Annotated in this window: 16 protein-coding genes; 9 read left to right on the top strand and 7 right to left on the bottom strand. The window is 63.0% G+C overall.

All coding sequences use genetic code 11. The annotated features are described in order from the left end of the window. Positions 1–58 precede the first annotated feature (58 nt). Genes fes through entF form a run of 3 tightly spaced genes read left to right on the top strand, consistent with a single transcriptional unit; the run spans position 59 to position 5,351 of the window. Entirely contained in the window at positions 59–1,261 is a 1,203-nt protein-coding gene (gene fes, locus SOM40_RS05750) for an enterochelin esterase (RefSeq protein ID WP_320530773.1), read from the top strand. A gap of 14 nt (positions 1,262–1,275) precedes the next feature. Further along, entirely contained in the window at positions 1,276–1,488 is a 213-nt protein-coding gene (locus SOM40_RS05755; RefSeq protein WP_166181817.1) for an MbtH family protein, read from the top strand. Next, positions 1,485–5,351, top strand: a complete 3,867-nt coding sequence (gene entF / locus SOM40_RS05760) for an enterobactin non-ribosomal peptide synthetase EntF (protein ID WP_320530772.1) — start codon at positions 1,485–1,487, stop codon at positions 5,349–5,351. The genes SOM40_RS05755 and entF overlap by 4 nt, the downstream gene beginning before the upstream one ends. Positions 5,352–5,450: 99 nt before the next feature. Here the strand turns inward: entF and fepC are convergent, their stop codons facing one another. The 3 genes from fepC to fepD are packed head-to-tail and all read right to left on the bottom strand — an operon-like array spanning position 5,451 to position 8,241. Next, positions 5,451–6,251, bottom strand: a complete 801-nt coding sequence (gene fepC, locus SOM40_RS05765) for an iron-enterobactin ABC transporter ATP-binding protein (protein ID WP_262671845.1) — start codon at positions 6,249–6,251, stop codon at positions 5,451–5,453. After that, entirely contained in the window at positions 6,248–7,240 is a 993-nt protein-coding gene (gene fepG / locus SOM40_RS05770; RefSeq protein WP_320530771.1) for an iron-enterobactin ABC transporter permease, read from the bottom strand. Before fepG ends, fepC begins: the two co-directional genes overlap by 4 nt. Continuing rightward, on the bottom strand, positions 7,237–8,241 hold the full coding sequence (fepD, locus tag SOM40_RS05775) for a Fe(3+)-siderophore ABC transporter permease (protein ID WP_225759321.1): 1,005 nt from the start codon (positions 8,239–8,241) through the stop codon (positions 7,237–7,239). The genes fepG and fepD overlap by 4 nt, the downstream gene beginning before the upstream one ends. 111 nt (positions 8,242–8,352) lie before the next feature. On the opposite strand from fepD, the gene entS reads away from it, so the two are divergent. Then, positions 8,353–9,588, top strand: a complete 1,236-nt coding sequence (gene entS / locus SOM40_RS05780) for an enterobactin transporter EntS (protein ID WP_320530770.1) — start codon at positions 8,353–8,355, stop codon at positions 9,586–9,588. A gap of 100 nt (positions 9,589–9,688) precedes the next feature. On the opposite strand, the gene fepB is transcribed toward entS, so the two are convergent. Continuing rightward, positions 9,689–10,648, bottom strand: coding sequence for a Fe2+-enterobactin ABC transporter substrate-binding protein (gene fepB, locus SOM40_RS05785; RefSeq protein WP_312997944.1), 960 nt, complete (start codon positions 10,646–10,648; stop codon positions 9,689–9,691). Between the two features lie 187 nt (positions 10,649–10,835). On the opposite strand from fepB, the gene entC reads away from it, so the two are divergent. From entC to entH, 5 genes are read left to right on the top strand one after another with little or no spacing between them, the layout of a single operon-like run. Continuing rightward, positions 10,836–12,011 carry an isochorismate synthase EntC gene (gene entC, locus SOM40_RS05790; RefSeq protein ID WP_320530769.1) on the top strand — a complete coding sequence of 392 codons (1,176 nt, stop codon included), beginning with the start codon at positions 10,836–10,838 and terminating at the stop codon, positions 12,009–12,011. A gap of 9 nt (positions 12,012–12,020) precedes the next feature. Next, entirely contained in the window at positions 12,021–13,619 is a 1,599-nt protein-coding gene (gene entE / locus SOM40_RS05795; protein ID WP_320530768.1) for a (2,3-dihydroxybenzoyl)adenylate synthase EntE, read from the top strand. A gap of 10 nt (positions 13,620–13,629) precedes the next feature. After that, positions 13,630–14,484, top strand: a complete 855-nt coding sequence (locus SOM40_RS05800) for an isochorismatase (protein ID WP_312188217.1) — start codon at positions 13,630–13,632, stop codon at positions 14,482–14,484. Then, positions 14,484–15,239 (top strand): 2,3-dihydro-2,3-dihydroxybenzoate dehydrogenase EntA, encoded by a 756-nt coding sequence (gene entA / locus SOM40_RS05805; RefSeq protein WP_320530767.1) that lies wholly within the window; start codon positions 14,484–14,486, stop codon positions 15,237–15,239. Before SOM40_RS05800 ends, entA begins: the two co-directional genes overlap by 1 nt. Next, on the top strand, positions 15,240–15,653 hold the full coding sequence (gene entH / locus SOM40_RS05810; protein WP_106992289.1) for a proofreading thioesterase EntH: 414 nt from the start codon (positions 15,240–15,242) through the stop codon (positions 15,651–15,653). Between the two features lie 115 nt (positions 15,654–15,768). On the opposite strand, the gene SOM40_RS05815 is transcribed toward entH, so the two are convergent. From SOM40_RS05815 to SOM40_RS05825, 3 genes are read right to left on the bottom strand one after another with little or no spacing between them, the layout of a single operon-like run. Beyond that, positions 15,769–16,881, bottom strand: a complete 1,113-nt coding sequence (locus tag SOM40_RS05815; RefSeq protein ID WP_106992290.1) for a M20 family metallopeptidase — start codon at positions 16,879–16,881, stop codon at positions 15,769–15,771. A 13-nt stretch (positions 16,882–16,894) separates the two neighbouring features. Continuing rightward, positions 16,895–17,359, bottom strand: coding sequence for a YjiG family protein (locus tag SOM40_RS05820; protein WP_106992291.1), 465 nt, complete (start codon positions 17,357–17,359; stop codon positions 16,895–16,897). Next, complete coding sequence (locus SOM40_RS05825; RefSeq protein ID WP_261642179.1) at positions 17,359–18,075, bottom strand: nucleoside recognition domain-containing protein; 717 nt, start codon at positions 18,073–18,075, stop codon at positions 17,359–17,361. Before SOM40_RS05825 ends, SOM40_RS05820 begins: the two co-directional genes overlap by 1 nt. Between the last annotated feature and the right edge of the window lie 118 nt (positions 18,076–18,193).

The following is an 18,193-nucleotide window of genomic DNA, read 5'->3' on the forward strand; positions in this document are numbered from 1 at the left end:
ATTATCGATATTGTTTAACTTTAATCAAAAAAACCGAACAGGTCATGGGGTTATATCAGTGACGACGCTGGAAACGGGAAGCGACGCCTGGTGGCAGTCGAAACAGGGGCCCGAGTGGGTACGGGAAGGGGACCATTACCGGGTGACCTTCTGGTGGCGCGATCCGGGCGGAACAGAGCACTCCTCGCCCCTGAAGCGGGTGTGGCTGTACATCACCGGCGTGACCGATCACCATCATAATGCCCGCCCGCAGACGCTGGCGCGCATTGCCGGAACCGATGTCTGGCAGTGGCAGGGCGAGTTCAGCCCACACTGGCGGGGCAGCTACTGTTTTATCCCCTCTGTTAATGAAGACGACTTCAGTGAGGCGGTGTTTGCCACCGATCCGCCGGACCGCATGGCCCTGCGCGAAGGCTGGCGCAAGCTGCTGCCGCGCGCGATTGCCGATCCGCTTAACCGCCAGCACTGGCGCGGCGGACGCGGCCATCCGGTGTCGGCGCTGGAGATGCCCGAGGCCCCGGTTCAGCCCGGCTGGAATCAGCCTGACACCCCTTATATTCCCCCGCAGTCTGTTTCCTGGCAGAGCGCCAGGCTCGGCAACACCCGCCGGGTGTGGATCTTCACTACCGGTGAACAAAACGTACAAGAGCGCCCGTTGGCGGTGCTGCTCGACGGCCAGTTCTGGGCTGAAAGCATGCCGGTCTGGCCTGCGCTTTCTGCGCTCACCACCGCAGGCCAACTGCCGCCCGCGATCTATGTGCTGATCGATGTGATCGACACCGCCCACCGCAGCCGCGAGCTGCCCTGTAACCCCGACTTCTGGCTGGCGGTGCAGGAGGAACTCCTTCCGCAGGTGCGCAAGCTGGCCCCGTTCAGCGATCGCGCCGACCGCACGGTGGTTGCCGGGCAGAGCTTCGGCGGTCTCTCCGCCCTCTATGCCGGGCTGCACTGGCCGGAGCGTTTTGGCTGCGTGCTCAGCCAGTCGGGCTCCTTCTGGTGGCCCCATCGCGGAGGCAAGCAGGACGGCGTGATTATCGAACAGCTTAAAAACCAACAGCTGTCGGCTCAGGGCCTGCGCATTGTGCTGGAAGCGGGGCGACGGGAACCGTTGATCTACCGCGCCTGTCAGGCGCTGTACGCCGGGCTACAGCATACGCAGCAGCAGGTTTACTGGCGTCCGGTGGACGGCGGACATGATGCACTTTGCTGGCGGGGAGGGCTGACGCAGGGGCTGATGACTCTCTGGCAGCCGATTATTTAATGACGGAGTCTGGTATGGAATTCAGTAACCCCTTCGACGATCCGCAGGGTCTGTTCGCCATTGTGCAAAACGCGCAGCAGCAGTACAGCCTGTGGCCGCAGCAGTGCGCCTTACCCGACGGCTGGCGCGTGGTGTGCGAGCCGCAGTCGCAGGACGCCTGTCAGCAGTGGCTTGCCGCCCGGTGGCAAACCCTGATCCCGGCCCATTTTGCACAGGTGAACCCATGAGCGCACAACTTCCTCTCGTGGCCGCCCAGCCTGGGATCTGGATGGCGGAACAGCTTTCCGACCTGCCTAACGCCTGGAGCGTAGCCCATTACGTCGAGCTGACCGGCCCGGTAGACGCACCCCTGCTGGCGAAAGCGGTGGTGGCGGGGATGATGCAGGCCGATACCCTGCGCATGCGTTTTACCGAAGACAACGGCGAGATCCGCCAGTGGGTGGACGAGAGTGTCATTCTGCCGGCACCGCAGATCATCGACCTGCGAGCTAACGCCGATCCGCATGCCGCGGCGCTGGCGCAGATGCATGCCGATCTTAACCAGAACCTGCGCGTCGACAGCGGTCAGCCGCTGGCCTTCCACCTGCTGATTCAGGTGGCGGACAACCGCTGGTACTGGTATCAGCGTTATCACCATCTGGTGGTGGATGGCTTCAGCTTCCCGGCCATTACCCGCCAGATCGCCGCCATTTATCGCGCCTGGTCTGACGGCGGCGCCACGCCGCAATCGCCGTTTACGCCGTTTGCGGAGGTGGTGGGGGAGTATCAGCGCTACCGCGACAGCGAAGCATACGTGCGCGACGGCACCTTCTGGGCCGAACAGCGCCAGCAGCTCCCGCCGCCGGTATCGCTCTCCAGCGCCCCGCTGCCGGGTCGCGCCGCCACCACCGATATTCTGCGCCTGAAGCTGACCGCCGATCGTCAGGCGTTTAGCCGTTTGACAACGGCCAGCCAGACTCAGCGCACCGACCTCGCTCTGGCGCTGGTGGCCCTGTGGCTGGCCCGCCTCACCGGACGGATGAACTATGCTGCCGGTTTTATCTTTATGCGCCGGATGGGCTCCGCGGCGCTGACCGCTACCGGCCCGGTGCTGAACGTCCTGCCGCTGGCGGTGAACATTAATCCGCTGGAAACCCTGCCGGAGCTGGCCCAGCGCCTGGCCGGGCAGATGAAAAAGATGCGCCGCCATCAGCGTTACGACGCCGAGCAGATTGTCCGCGACAGCGGGCGCGCCGCCAGCGACGAAGCCCTGTTTGGCCCGGTGTTCAACGTCAAGGTCTTCGATTACCAGCTGGATATCGAGGGCGTGCAGGCGGTGACTCACACTCTCGCTACCGGCCCGGTCAACGATCTCGAGATGGCACTGTTCCCGGACGAAGAGGGCGGTCTGAGCATTGAGATCCTCGCCAACAAGCAGCGTTACGATGAGGCCACCCTGGTGCGCCACGTCGAGCGCCTCCATGGGTTATTGGCGCAGTTTGCCGCCAATATCGACCTGCGTTGCGGGGAGGCCGAAACGGTTTCCGAGGCCGAATACCAGCAGCTGGAAAAGATTAACCAGACAGCGGTTTCTCTGCCGCTCACCACCCTGAGCGGGCTGGTGGCAGAGCAGGCGGCGAAAACCCCGGACGCCCCGGCGCTGGTCGATACGCAATACGAACTGAATTATCGCCAGATGCGCGAGCAGGTAGTGGCCCTGGCGAACCAGCTCCGTGTCCGGGGGGTGAAGCCCGGCGACAGCGTGGCGGTGGCGCTACCGCGTTCGATATTCCTGACCCTGGCCCTGCACGCCATCGTCGAAGCAGGGGCCGCGTGGCTGCCGCTGGACACCGGCTATCCCGACGATCGCCTGCAGATGATGATCGAGGACGCGAAACCGTCGCTGCTCATCACTACTGACGACCAGCGCCCGCGCTTCAGCCATCTGCCCGTGGCGGTATTTAGTTACAACACACTATTCAATGCTGAGGGCAACGCACCGCTCAACCTTAGTGCCCCGGAACAGACCGCCTATATCATCTTTACCTCCGGCTCGACAGGGCGGCCGAAAGGGGTGATGGTCGGCCAGACCGCTATCGTCAACCGCCTGCTGTGGATGCAAAACCACTACCCGCTCACCGCCGCCGACGTGGTGGCCCAGAAAACGCCGTGCAGCTTTGACGTCTCGGTATGGGAGTTCTGGTGGCCGTTTATCGCCGGGGCGAAGCTGGTGATGGCCGAGCCGGAAGCGCACCGCGATCCGCTGGCGATGCAGGATTTCTTCGCGAAGTACGGCGTCACCACCACCCACTTTGTCCCGTCGATGCTGGCGGCCTTTGTCGCCTCGCTGACCCCGGAAAACGTCGCCTGCTGCGCCAGCCTGAAACAGGTGTTCTGCAGCGGCGAAGCCCTGCCAACCGCCCTGTGCCGGGAGTGGGAGCAGCTGACCCAGGTGCCGCTGCATAACCTGTATGGCCCCACCGAAGCCGCGGTGGATGTCAGCTGGTATCCGGCCTTTGGCCCGGAACTGGCATTGGTTACAGGCAACAGCGTGCCGATCGGCTTCCCGGTGTGGAATACCGGCCTGCGCATTCTGGATGCGATGATGCGTCCGGTGCCATTCGGCGTGGCGGGGGATCTCTATCTCACCGGCATCCAGCTGGCGCAGGGCTATCTGGGCCGTCCGGATCTGACCGCCAGCCGCTTTATCGCCGATCCGTTCGTGCCGGGCGAGCGCATGTACCGCACCGGCGACGTGGCCCGCTGGCTGGATAACGGCGCGGTGGAGTATCTCGGGCGCAGCGACGATCAGCTGAAAATTCGTGGCCAGCGCATTGAGCTCGGGGAAATCGACCGGGCGATGCTGACCCTGCCGGACGTGGCCCAGGCGGTGACCCATGCCTGCGTCATCAACCAGGCGGCGGACACCGGCGGCGATGCCCGTCAGCTGGTGGGCTACGTGGTGTCGGAGTCCGGCCTGCCGCTGGACCGCGACGCGTTGCTGGCTGAACTGAAAACCCAGCTGCCACCGCATATGGTGCCGGTGGTGTTGCTGCAGCTCAGCGCGCTGCCACTCAGCGCCAACGGTAAGCTGGATCGCAAGGCGCTGCCGCTGCCGGAACTAACGGTGAAAACCCAGGGCCGCGCCCCGGAAAGCGATACCGAACGGGCGATTGCCGCAGCGTTCTCTACGCTGCTGGGCTGTGAGATCAATGACATCGAGGCGGATTTCTTCGCCCTCGGCGGCCACTCGCTGCTGGCGATGCGCCTTGCCGCCAGCCTGAGTCGTCACTTTGCCCGCCAGGTTACCCCCGGCCAGGTGATGGTAGCCTCGACGGTGGGCAAGCTGAGTGCGTTGCTGGCATCCGACATCAGCGACGAGCAGGCCCGCCGTCTGGGTTACGAGACGATATTGCCCCTGCGCGAAAGCCACGGCCCGACGCTGTTCTGCTTCCATCCGGCCTCCGGATTTGCCTGGCAGTTCAGCGTCCTGGCGCGCTACCTCCATCCGCGCTGGTCGATCGTGGGTATCCAGTCGCCGCGACCGGGCCCGATGCAGCACTGCGCCACCCTGGATGAGGTGATCGAGCATCATCTGGCAACGCTGCGGGCTCAACAGCCGCACGGACCCTATCATCTGTTCGGCTATTCGCTGGGCGGCACGCTGGCGCAGGGCATCGCCGCCCGCCTGCGCGCGCAGGGTGAAGAGGTAGCGTTCCTCGGCCTGCTGGATACCTGGCCGCCGGAGACGCAAAACTGGTCCGAAAAAGAGGCTAACGGCCTCGATCCGGAAGTGTTAGCGGAGATCGAGCGTGAGCGTCAGGCATTCCTCGCCGCTCAACAGGGGCAGGCATCCGGGGAGCTGTTCAGCGCGATTGAAGGCAACTATGCCGATGCGGTGCGTCTCCTGACCACGGCGCACAGCGCGAAGTTTGACGGCAAAGCGACGCTGTTTGTTGCCGAACGCACGCGAACCATGGATCCGCTCGTCGCCTGGTCGCCATGGGTAGGGGAGCTGGAGGTCTACTCTCAGGACTGCGCCCACGTGGACATTATCTCCCTGCAGGCGTTTGAGACGATAGGACCGGTGATTAAGGGGATTCTGGGGTAATTTCCCCTCACCCCGGCCCTCTCCCCATAGGGGCGAGGGTGAAAAGACGGCTCCGTGCGATCCCCTCTCCCCTATGGGGAGAGGGTTAGGGTGAGGGGCTCAGACCGCACGTTTCCCCAGCGGCACCACCAGCGGCGTGCCCGCTACCGGATCGTCAATAATCATGCAGCGCATCCCGTAGATCCGCTCGATCAACGCCGGGGTGACAATCTCTTTCGGCGCACCTTCGGCCACAATCTTACCCTCGCGCAGGGCAATTAAATGGGTGGCATAGCGGCAGGCCTGGTTCAGGTCGTGCAGCACCGCCGCCAGGGTAAAGCCCTGGGTGCGGTTCAGGTCGCTCAGCAGCTCCAGGAGATCGATCTGATGGCTGATGTCCAGCCAGGTGGTCGGCTCGTCCAGCAGCATAATCGACGTCTCTTGGGCCAGCACCATCGCAATCCACGCCCGCTGGCGCTGCCCGCCGGAGAGGGTGTCCACGCTCTGCGCCGCCAGATCGGTAATCCCGGTAGCCTGCATCGCTTTCGTGACCGCCACGTCATCCTCTTTACGCCAGCGGGTGAACAGCGGCTGGTGCGGATAGCGCCCGCGCGCCACCAGCTCCTGCACCGTGATATCTCCCGGCGTGGTGGCATTTTGCGCCAGCAGCCCGACCCGGCGTGCCACCTCTTTGCTGGCGTAGCGCTGGATCTGTTCGCCATCCAGAAACACGTTGCCGTGCAGCGGGGTCATCAGGCGGCTGAGGGTGCGCAGCAGGGTCGACTTGCCGCAGCCGTTAGGGCCGATAATGGCGGTGAAGTGGCCGTCGGGGATCGCCACCTGCAGATCCTCGGCCACGATTTTCTTACCGTAACCGAGGGTCAGATTTTCGCCGCGCAAGCGGGTTTGATTGGCACTCATTTCTTGCGGGACTCCTGAACAAGCAAGACGATGAGGTAGATGCCGCCAAGACTGACGGTCACGACCCCCACCGGAAGTTGATACGGCATAAACAGCTGCTGGGCGCAGAGATCGGCGGCCAGCAGCAGCAGCGATCCGCACAGCGCCGACTGGGTTAACCCCCAGCGGGCGGTGCCGCTCAGGCGACGGGCGATGTGCGGCGCTACCAGCGCAATAAAGGAGATCGGCCCGGCAATGGCAGTCGCCGCGGCGGTTAAGACGACGGCGACCAGCATCAGCAGCAGACGCGAGCGCTCAACGCTGACTCCCAGCGCGCAGGCGCTGTCGTCGCCCATCTCCAGCAAACGCATGCGCTTCACCAGCAGCAAGGCGCAGACAAACATCAGCAGGATCAGCGGGGCGGCGGGCAGGGTTTTGGCCCATGTCAGGCCGTTAAGCGACCCGGCGAACCACAGCCCGGCAGAGAGCGAGGTCTCCAGCGAGGCCTGCAGCAGCAGCCAGGTGTTAAAGGCCATCAGCATGGCGCGCATGCCGATGCCAATGATGATCAGGCGGAAGGTTTCGATCCCGTCACGCCACGCCAGCCCCCAGACGATCAGCGAGGTGAGAATGCCGCCCGCCATCGCCGCCAGGGTAATGGCCGTCAGGTGTTGACCAAACAGCACCATCGCCACCAGCACGCCGCTCCAGGCCCCGGTGTTAAAGCCCATCACATCCGGACTGCCCAGCGGGTTGCGCATCAGCGACTGGAAAATCGCGCCGCTGATCCCAAGCGCTGCGCCCACCAGCAGGGCCATCATCACCCTTGGTAAGCGCCATTCGGTGACCACCATGGTGATATTGCGCGGTGCGCTGCCGGTGAGGGCGTTAAAGACCTGGTTGAAATCAAGCGTCACCGCCCCGCTGCGCAGGCTAAACAGGGCCACGACGAGGCTGACCAATATCAGCATCAGGCAGCTGAGAACTAAACGACGGGACGGGGCCATCACAGTCCACCTCCGCGCTTGCGGCGCACCAGGAAAATCAGCACCGGCGCGCCAATAAAGGCGCTGACCACCGATACCCGCAGCTCGCCGGGCACCAGCAGGCGCCCGATAATATCGGCAAACAGCAGCAGGGCAGGGGTGGCAAGCAGGGTGACTGGCAGGGACCAGCGGTGATCGGCCCCTACCAGCCAGCGTGCCATGTGCGGCATCATCAGGCCGATAAAGGCGATGGGGCCCACTACCGCCGTGGCGCTGCCGCACAGAACGGTGATGGTCAGTAATCCGAGCAACTGGGTGCGCGCCACGCGACTGCCGAGGGCGGTGGCGGTGTCGCTGCCGAGGCTCAGGCTGTTGAGCGCCCGGCTTAACAGCAGCGCCACGGCGGCGGCGATCAGCACCGGCACGCTCACCACCTGTAAGGTTTGCAGGGTGCGGATATCCAGCGAGCCCGCCTGCCAGAAGCGCAGCTGATCGTAGACGTCCGGGTTGAGCAGGGCAATGCCGTTGGAGAGACCATCCAGCACCGCGCCCAGCGCCACGCCCGCCAGGGTCAGGCGTACCGGGCTGAGCTGGCCTCCGCCCTGGCTGCCGGTAAAGGCCACCAGCAGCGAGGCGGCAAAGGCCCCGCACAGAGCCATCACCAGCTGTTCGCCGGGGGAGGAGAAACCAAACAGCGCCGCGCCCAGCACGATGGCGAAGCTGGCTCCGGCGTTAACGCCGAGAATCCCCGGGTCGGCGAGCGGATTGCGGGTCAGGGTTTGCATCAGCGCCCCGGCGAGACCGAGGGCGGCACCGGCCAGCAGTCCGGCGAGGGTGCGCGGCAGACGGGCATCCCGCACGATAGTGCAGTCGGCGCTTTGACAGGTGGCGGTGAGGGCATCCACCACCACGGAAAACGGCAGCGGTTTCGCACCCACCGACAGGCTGAGGGCGATGGCAAACGTGAGTAGCAGCAGTAAACCGGGCACGGCAAGGGCGCGTGACGCGGAAGAGGAGTACGACATAGCAACGTCCATGATTTGATAATGATAGTAATTATCGTTATCTATCTTATTTAGCTATGTTAGCATGTGCGGCCATGGAATTGGTACAAAAGAAACCATTAAGGCTTTGTAATGACCCGACAATCCTGGCTGCTCAATCTGAGTCTGCTGAAGACCCATCCGGCGTTTCGTGCTGTTTTTATTGCCCGTTTTATCTCGATTTTATCCCTTGGCCTGCTCGGCGTGGCCGTACCGGTGCAAATCCAGATGATGACCCACTCCAGCTGGCTGGTGGGGCTGGCTGTCACCCTGACCGGCGGGGCGATGTTTATCGGGTTGATGGTCGGCGGGGTGCTGGCGGATCGCTACGAGCGTAAGAAGCTGATTTTGCTGGCGCGCGGCACCTGCGGAGTGGGGTTTGTCGGGTTATGTCTGAATGCGATGCTGCCGGAGCCGTCGTTGATTGCCATCTATGCCCTGGGCCTGTGGGACGGATTTTTTGCATCAATAGGGGTGACGGCGCTGCTGGCAGCGACACCGGCGCTGGTAGGGCGTGAAAACCTGATGCAGGCGGGGGCGATCACCATGCTGACCGTGCGTCTGGGCTCGGTGATCTCGCCGATGGTCGGCGGCCTGCTGCTCGGCACCGGGAATGTGGCCTGGAACTATGGCCTGGCGGCGGCGGGGACCTTTATCACCACCTTAACCCTGCTGCGTCTGCCGCTGCTGCCGCCTCCGCCGCAGCCGCGTGAACATCCGCTGAAATCGCTGATGGCGGCGATCCGTTTTCTGTTCACTAATCCGCTGATTGGCGGCATCGCCCTGCTGGGCGGCCTGCTGACGATGGCCAGCGCGGTGCGGGTACTCTATCCGGCACTGGCGATGGAGTGGCAGATGAGCGTGTCGCAGATTGGCCTGCTGTATGCGGCGATCCCGCTGGGGGCGGCTTTTGGCGCGCTCACCAGCGGTAACCTGGCGCAGAGTGCCCGTCCGGGTCTGATTATGCTGGTGGCGACCCTGGCCTCGTTTATTGCGATTGGTTTCTTCAGCCTGATGCCGGTCTGGGCGCTGGGCGTGATCTGTCTGGCGCTGTTTGGCTGGCTGAGCGCGGTCAGTTCGCTGCTGCAATATACCCTGATCCAGACCCAGACTCCGGAAGCGATGCTTGGCCGCATCAACGGTTTGTGGACGGCGCAGAACGTGACGGGTGATGCCATAGGCGCCGCCATTCTCGGCGGGCTGGGGGTGATTATGACCCCGGTGGCCTCGGCCAGCAGCAGCGGGTTTGTGCTGGCGATGGTAGGGGCGATACTGCTGGTGGCCCTGGTGGAGTTACGCCGGTTCCGGCAGGAGCCAGCACCGGTTTAAAACGGTGGAATTTGCCGGGTGGCGGCTTTGCCTTACCCGGCCTACGGTTTTCTCCCTCTCCCTGTGGGAGAGGGCCGGGGTGAGGGCATCAGGCCGCACCTTATTTAAACAACCCCTCTAAACGCCCTAACACCCGCATCGCGCTGAAGTAATCCAGGCGGAAAGTCTCGGTACCCAGCGCCCAGACGCGTTTGTTTTGCACCGCTGGCAGATGGGCCAGCAGCGGGTTGGCGTAGATCGCATTCACATCCTTCTGATCCCCGGCAAACAGGAACAGCCCTTCGCCGTTCAGGCCGGTCGCCAGGTTCTCACCCCCTAACTGCACAATGTCGTGGCGCTTGCCCTGGCTCTGGGAGGCGTTCAGCCCGGCGGGCGGGGTGGCAAGCGTGAAGCCCAGCTGTTGCAGCAGCTTGCCCTGTGCCGACTCGGCGGTCCAGAGGTTGGCGCTGTGGGCCGCGGCGGTATAGACAATGGCGTTCACCGGCTGCGGGGGCTGCTTCAGCTGCTGTTTCACCCGGGTGAGCTGGGTATCAAACTCCGCAATCCGCGCGGCGGCCTGCTTCTCCTGTCCGGTAAGGGTGCCCAGTTGAGTCAGCAGCGCCTGCCAGCTTTTGTCGTCGTAGTTAATCACCAGCGTCGGGGCGATGGCCGACAGCTGATCGTACAGCGCCACGGCAGAATCCCCGCCGGTGGCGCTGACCAGGATCAGATCCGGCATCTGAGCGGCAACGGCTTCGGCACTCGGCTCACCGATGTACAGGCGTGCGAGCTTGCGCTGTTTAGCCACCTCGCCCCACTGGCGCAAAAAGCCCTGATCGTCCGCCACCCGGTTGTTTGGCGTGGTCGCCCCGCTGGCAATCACCGGGGCATCAATCGCCAGCAGCGAGCCGGTGAGGGTCACGCTGGTGGAGACAATCCGCGTCGGTTTGCTGTCCAGCGTGTGGGTTCCGTGACTGTCCGTGACCTGACGCGGCCAGTCGGCGGCCAGCGCTGAGGTTAATCCTGAAATTAAAAGTCCCATTAAAAGCAGGGTGTTACGACAAACAGCGGGCAGTTTCACTAAGGGGCATCCTGTTTTCGTTGAAGTTAATGCTTCTCATTTTCATAAATGAGCCGCCGGGATGCAAGCGATAGTCGCACAAGTTGCGCCGTCGACGGTTGACACCATCGCGCTCTGGGATTAGGTTAGCCAGCGAAAATATAAATGATAATAATTCTTACTGCTTTTATCATTTCAGGAGGATGATATGGATACGTCACTGGCTGAGGACGTTCAGCACACCGCGACCACGCTGCAAAAAGAGAGCTTCTTCTTTATGTCGCCTTATCGCAGCTTTACCACGTCTGGCTGCTTTGCCCGATTTTCCACCCCAGCCGTCGGCGGCGACGATCCGGCCAGCGCGTTTCAGCAGCAGCTGGCGCAGGCCTTTGCCGACGCCAAAGCCGCCGGGATTGCTAACCCGGTGATGGTGGGGGCGATCCCCTTTGATACCCGCCAGCCGTCGTCGCTGTTCATTCCGCAGGAGTGGCAAAGCTTTGCCCGCCCGGCGCGCCAGCAGTCTGCCCGCTACGCCACCCGGACCTCACCGCTGACGGTCACATCCCGCACCGAGATCCCGGCCCAGTTAGCCTTTGAAGAGATGGTGGCCCGCGCCGCCGCCCTGACCGCCACCCCGCGCGTCAATAAGGTGGTGCTGTCGCGCCTGATCGATATCACCACTGAACAGAATCTCGACAGCGGCGCGCTGCTGGAAAAACTGATTGCCCAGAACCCGGCCAGCTTTAACTTCCACGTCCCGCTGGAGGATGGCGGGGTGCTGCTCGGCGCCAGCCCGGAACTGTTGCTGCGCAAAGAGGGGGCGCATTTCAGCTCCCTGCCGCTGGCCGGTTCCGCGCGGCGTCAGCCGGATGACATGCTCGATCGCGAGGCGGGCAACAAGCTGCTGGCCTCGGCAAAAGATCGTCACGAACATGAGCTGGTCACCCAGGCGATGAAAGCGGTCCTGACCCCGCGCAGCCATCAGCTGACCATGCCTGCTTCTCCGCAGCTGGTGACCACCCCGACCCTGTGGCACCTCGCCACCCCGGTGGAAGGCGACGCGCATGAAGATGAAAACGCCCTGACCCTGGCTTGCCTGCTGCACCCGACCCCGGCCCTGAGCGGCTTCCCGCACCAGGCGGCGAAAGAACTGATTGCCGAGCTGGAGCCGTTCGACCGCGAACTGTTCGGCGGCATCGTCGGCTGGTGCGACAGCGAAGGCAACGGCGAGTGGGTAGTGACCATCCGCTGCGCGCGCCTTCGCGCCAACAGCGTGCGCCTGTTTGCCGGCGCCGGGATTGTCCCTGCCTCCTCACCGGTGGCCGAGTGGCGCGAGACCGGCGTCAAACTGACTACCATGCTCAACGTTTTCGGCCTGCACTAAGGATCCACCATGACTATTCCCTTTACCCGCTGGCCCGACGACTTCGCCCGCCGCTACCGTGAGAAAGGCTACTGGCAGGATCTGCCCCTGACAGAGATTCTGACCCGCCACGCCGACAGCGATGCGCTGGCGATTATCGACGGCGAGCGTCGCTTCACGTATCGCCAGTTCCAGCAGTCCGTCAATAATCTCGCGGCAGCCCTCCAGGCGCAGGGAGTCCAGCGGGGTGAAACCGCCCTGGTGCAGCTGGGCAACGTCGCCGAATTCTACATCACCTTTTTCGCGCTGTTGCAGGTGGGCGTGGCCCCGGTCAATGCCCTCTTTAGCCATCAGCGCAGCGAGCTGAACGCCTACGCGAGCCAGATTGAACCCACGCTGTTGATTGCCGACCGCGCCCATGGGCTGTTTGCTGGCGACGACTTCATCAATACCTTTGTCGATCAGCACCGCTCCGTGCGGGTGGTATTGCTGCGCGGCGAAGGGCTGGAGGCAGAGATTGCCCGTCCGGCAGAGAACTTTATCCCCAGCCCGACCCCGGCGGATGAGGTGGCGTTCTTCCAGCTCTCCGGCGGCAGCACCGGCACGCCGAAGCTGATCCCGCGCACGCATAACGACTATTACTACAGCATCCGTCGCAGCAACGAGATCTGCGGTATTAGTGCGCAAACCCGCTACCTGAACGCTCTTCCGGCGGCGCATAACTTCGCGATGAGTTCACCCGGCTCGCTGGGGATCTTTATGGCCGGGGGCTGCGTGGTGCTGGCCCACGATCCGAGCGCCACGCTCTGCTTCCCGCTAATCGAACAGCATCAGATTACCGTCACCTCGCTGGTGCCGCCTGCGGTCAGCCTGTGGCTACAGGCTATCGCGGAAGGGGCAGGCAATGCCCAACTGGCCTCGCTGCAGCTGTTGCAGGTGGGCGGGGCGAGACTCTCCGCCACCCTGGCGGCCCGCATTACGGCGGAGATCGGCTGCCAGCTCCAGCAGGTGTTTGGCATGGCCGAAGGGCTGGTGAACTACACCGCGCTGGACGATGCCCCGGAACGCATCATGAATACCCAGGGCCGCCCGATGTGCGCGGATGACGAAGTGTGGGTAGCTGATGAGAACGGCAATCCGCTCCCGCGCGGCGAGGTCGGGCGTCTGATGACCCGCGGGCCGTACACCTTCCGCGGCTACTACAAGAGCCCAGAACACAACGCCAGCGCCTTTGATGCCAACGGCTTTTACTGCTCCGGAGATCTGATCACCATCGACGAGCAGGGCTACATCACCGTACAGGGGCGCGAGAAAGATCAGATCAACCGCGGCGGGGAAAAAATTGCCGCCGAAGAGGTGGAGAACCTGCTCCTGCGCCACGAGGCGGTGATCCACGCCGCGCTGGTCAGCATGGAGGACAGCCTGCTGGGCGAGAAGAGCTGCGCGTATCTGGTGGTGAAACAGCCCCTGCGCGCGGTCGAAGTGCGCCGCTTCCTGCGCGAGCAGGGCGTGGCTGAATTCAAACTGCCGGATCGCGTGGAGTGCCTGGAGGCACTGCCCCTGACGCCGGTAGGCAAAGTCGATAAAAAACAATTACGCCTGTGGCTGGCCGAACGGGCGCAGGGCTGAGGAGCAGAAGATGGCAATTCCAAAATTAACCGGTTACGCGCTGCCAGGCGCGGCAGATCTGCCGACCAACAAAGTGAGCTGGACGATGGAGCCCGCGCGCGCCGCGCTGCTGATCCACGATATGCAGGAGTATTTCCTCAATTTCTGGGGTGATAACTGCCCGATGATGGCTCAGGTAGTGGCGAACATCGCCCGCCTGCGTGACTACTGCAAACAGCACAATATTCCGGTCTACTACACCGCCCAGCCGAAAGAGCAGAGCGATGAAGACCGCGCCCTGCTGAATGACATGTGGGGGCCGGGCCTGACCCGCTCCCCGGAGCAGCAGCGCATTGTTGCGGAGCTCACCCCGGATGAAGCCGACACCGTGCTGGTGAAGTGGCGCTACAGCGCCTTCCACCGCTCGCCGCTGGAGCAGATGCTGAAAGAGAGCGGCCGCGACCAGCTGATTATCACCGGCGTGTACGCTCACATCGGCTGCATGACCACCGCCACCGACGCCTTTATGCGCGACATTCAGCCGTTCTTCGTCGCCGATGCGCTGGCGGATTTCACCCGTGACGAGCATCTGATGTCGCTCAACTATGTGGCCGGTCGGTCCGGGCGCGTGGTGACCACCGACGAACTGCTGCCGTCCATTCCGGTCTCGAAAGCGGCGCTGCGCGAGCTGATCCTGCCTCTGTTGGATGAGTCCGACGAGCCGCTGGATGACGAAAACCTGATCGACTACGGTCTGGATTCGGTGCGGATGATGGCCCTGGCGGCGCGCTGGCGCAAAGTGCATGGCGATATCGACTTCGTGATGCTGGCGAAAAACCCGACCCTGGATGCCTGGTGGGCGCTGCTCTCCCGCGAGGTGAAGTAATGGCTACGTTCGATTTCGCCGGGAAAACCGTCTGGGTGACCGGAGCCGGGAAAGGCATCGGTTACGCCACCGCGCTGGCGTTCGCAGAGGCGGGCGCGCAGGTGACGGGCTTTGACGTCGCCTTTCCGCAGGCAAATTATCCCTTTACCACCGAAGTGCTGAACGTGGCGGACGCTGTTCAGGTGAACGATGTCTGCGGACGTTTACTGGCGACGGTTGAACGTCTGGATGTGCTGGTGAATGGAGCCGGGATCCTGCGGATGGGGGCAACTGACCAGCTCTCGCAGGAGGACTGGCAGCAGACCTTTGCGGTCAACGTCGGCGGGGCGTTCAACCTGTTCCAGCAGACGATGGGCCAGTTCCGTCGTCAGCAGGGCGGGGCGATTGTCACCGTCGCCTCCGACGCGGCGCACACTCCGCGCATCGGTATGAGCGCCTACGGGGCCTCGAAAGCGGCGCTGAAAAGCCTGGCCCTGACCGTCGGCCTCGAGCTGGCGGGCAGCGGCGTGCGCTGTAATCTGGTGTCGCCGGGCTCTACCGATACCGACATGCAGCGCACCCTGTGGGTGAGCGACGACGCAGAACAGCAGCGCATTCGCGGCTTTGGCGAGCAGTTCAAGCTCGGCATTCCGCTGGGCAAAATCGCCCGTCCGCAGGAGATTGCCAGTACCGTGCTGTTCCTCGCCTCCGATCTCGCCAGCCACATCACCCTGCAGGATATCGTGGTGGACGGCGGCTCCACCCTGGGGGCCTAGATGATCTGGAGACGACATTTATCCCTGGAGGCGCTGAACGCCACCAGCCTGAATACTATGGTGGCGCATCTGGGGATCCTCTATACCCGCATCGGCGACGACACCCTCGAGGCCGAGATGCCTGTGGATACCCGCACCCATCAGCCGTTTGGTTTATTGCACGGCGGCGCCTCGGCGGCACTGGCGGAGACCCTGGGGTCAATGGCCGGTTTTCTGATGACGCGCGACGGACAGAGCGTGGTGGGGACCGAGCTGAACGCCACCCATCACCGGGCGGTGTCGCAGGGTATCGTGCGCGGAGTATGTCAGCCGCTTCACCTCGGGCGCACCAGCCAGAGCTGGGAGATTGTGGTGTATGACGAGCAGGGACGGCGGTGCTGTACCTGCCGGTTGAGTACCATGGTGTTGGGGTAGGTTGAGATTGTGCGCTCTGGGCCCCTCACCCTAACCCTCTCCCCATAGGGGAGAGGGAATTGCACGGAGCCGTCTTTTCTCCCTCGCCCCTATGGGGAGAGGGCGGGGTGAGGGGTTACAGCATGGAAACGACCCGCTTCAACAACCGGATACGCGGTTCAATCGAGGACTTATCCAGCCACTCTGCCGGGCTGTGGAAACCGGCCCCGATCGGGCCAAAACCGTCGAGAGTCGGAATACCGAGCGCCGCGGTATGGTTCGCATCACTGCCGCCGCCGACCGCCTGCCATGTTATAGCGACCCCTTCTTCGCGTCCCGCTTTCTCAACCTGCGCCATCAACGCCTGCGTCGCTTCGCTGGCGGCCATCGCCGGTTTATGGTTCACGCGGGTGAGGGTGGTGGTGACCCCGTCGAGAAAACCTTTCGCGCAGAGCGCCTCCAGCGCCTGATGCACCCGATCGTATTCGTCGTTCTCCCAGAAGCGCACGTCCAGCTCGGCATCTGCGCTGTCGGCCACCACGTTGCCCGCGCTGCCGCCCTGTATCACCCCAACGTTCAGCGTGGTGCCGCGCGCCAGGTCGGTTAAGTTGTTAATCGCCAGAATGCTGTGGGCCAGCGCCACGATCGCCGAACGGCCTTTTTCCGGGTCGTTACCGGCATGGGCCGCCACGCCGCTGAAGTGCAGCTGATAGCCCGCCATCCCTTTACGCGCCTTCACCAGCGACCCGTCGGCACGGGCGGCTTCGCATACCAGCACGCAGCGGGAACGTGTTGCCAGCTCGCCGATCCAGTGGTGCGAGTACACCGAGCCGGTCTCTTCGTCCGGGTTCATCGCCACCGCAATCGACAGCCGCTGTTTATCACTATCGTCCAGGCCGCGCATCGCCCACAGAATATTGAGCAGGCCGCTCTTCATGTCCGAGACGCCAGGGCCGTACAGCCGGGTGTCATCCTGACTCAGCGGACGCGCCGCCGCCGTGCCAGGGGCAAATACCGTGTCGAGATGGCCGACCAGCAGCACGTCGAATTGTTGCGCCTGCGGTTTGTTGGTGACAAACACGCCGGGCCCCACCCGATCGCCCAGGTCAACCTGTTCGGTGTGCCAGCCTTCAGCCTGCCACAGGCGCTGCATAATGCCCGCTACCGTCGCCACGCCGTCGAGGGTTTTGGTTCCGCAATCAACGTTGACCAGGGTTTTCAGCTCTTCAATATAGTGTTCAAGATTCATGAGAGGTCCTTTTTCAGAGAATAATGCGCATCAGCAGCATGGCTAAGAAGGCGTTGATCACCGAGATGGCGATCATCAGCGGAATGCGGGTGGCGCGGGTGCCAATTACCCCGAGGATGCGCCCGAGGTACTGCACCTGGGAGCCCATCAGGTAGATGGCCGGGGCGAGGATCGCCAGGTGTTCACCGGTGAGAATGCCTTTATCAAACAGGCCGATAGCGACGCCAATGCCGCCGCCCATCGACATCCAGCCGCCGATCAGCACCGCGGCGGCTTCCCCCGGCAGGCCAAACAGGCCCATCAGCGGGGCGAATAGCATCCCCAGCCCTTTTAATGCGCCGGTGATCTCCAGCGCTTTAATGATGATAAAGGCCATCACCACGTTCGGCAGGGTGCTGCTGGTGGCGATACCCCAGCCTTTGCGGGCGCCTTCGACAAACACATCGGTAATAACAGGATTGGTGTTCGGGGCGCTCATCAGGCTTCTCCTTCTGCCGGGGTGGTGACGGGGGCTTTAGTCTGGAATCTGACAATCAGGCGCATCATATTGGCGCCGACGATTTTCATAATGAACATCACCGCGATGCAGGCCCCGATGGAGGTTGGCACCGCCGCCGTGCCGTCGATAGCCACCAGGGTGAAGAGGATCGCGCCAGATGAGAAGAAGTTGGTGATCATCGCGCCCGCCGAGAACTGGAACATGGCGAAGACATCTTTTTCGTTCTCGCTGATCTGCCCTTCATCCGCGAGGTTGCGGGTGAGCGACGCTCCCACGTCGGTACTTTGCAGACTGCCGATCAACGCCAACCCGGTGGTGCCGGGAATGCCCAGCAGCGGGCGCAGCAGCGGCGTCAGCAGTTTACGTGCGGCCCGCAGCGCGCCGTAATGCTCCAGCACGTTAATCATGCCGAGGGCAAACATCACCGCTGGAATAAGACCCAGAGCAAACAGAAAACCGTCCATCGCGCCGCTGCCGCCGGAGCCGCGAAAGGCGCTGGTAGTGGTGGTTAAGGTGCCATCCTGTAGACTCGCTTTACTGACCACCTTGCCGAATGCACCGTTCAGGGTGGTGAAATCGAACACGCCATACCACTCTTTTCCGCCTAACAGGCCGGAGAAAAATACCGCCGCAAACGCCAGAGCGAAATAGGCGCCGGGACCAACCTTGTACTCCTCAGGGGGTAAACTTTTCATATCCTTTTCCTTGTTAACGTAGTGTCCTGCAAGGCTATTCTGGTGAGAAAAGGTAGAAAAAAACTGATGTAAATCATTCTGTAATTTCAGATACGGCAAAAATTGCCTGAATTGTGAA

It is taken from the genome of Leclercia sp. CFBP8987, assembly GCF_034044995.2.
Classification (GTDB): domain Bacteria; phylum Pseudomonadota; class Gammaproteobacteria; order Enterobacterales; family Enterobacteriaceae; genus Enterobacter; species Enterobacter tamurae.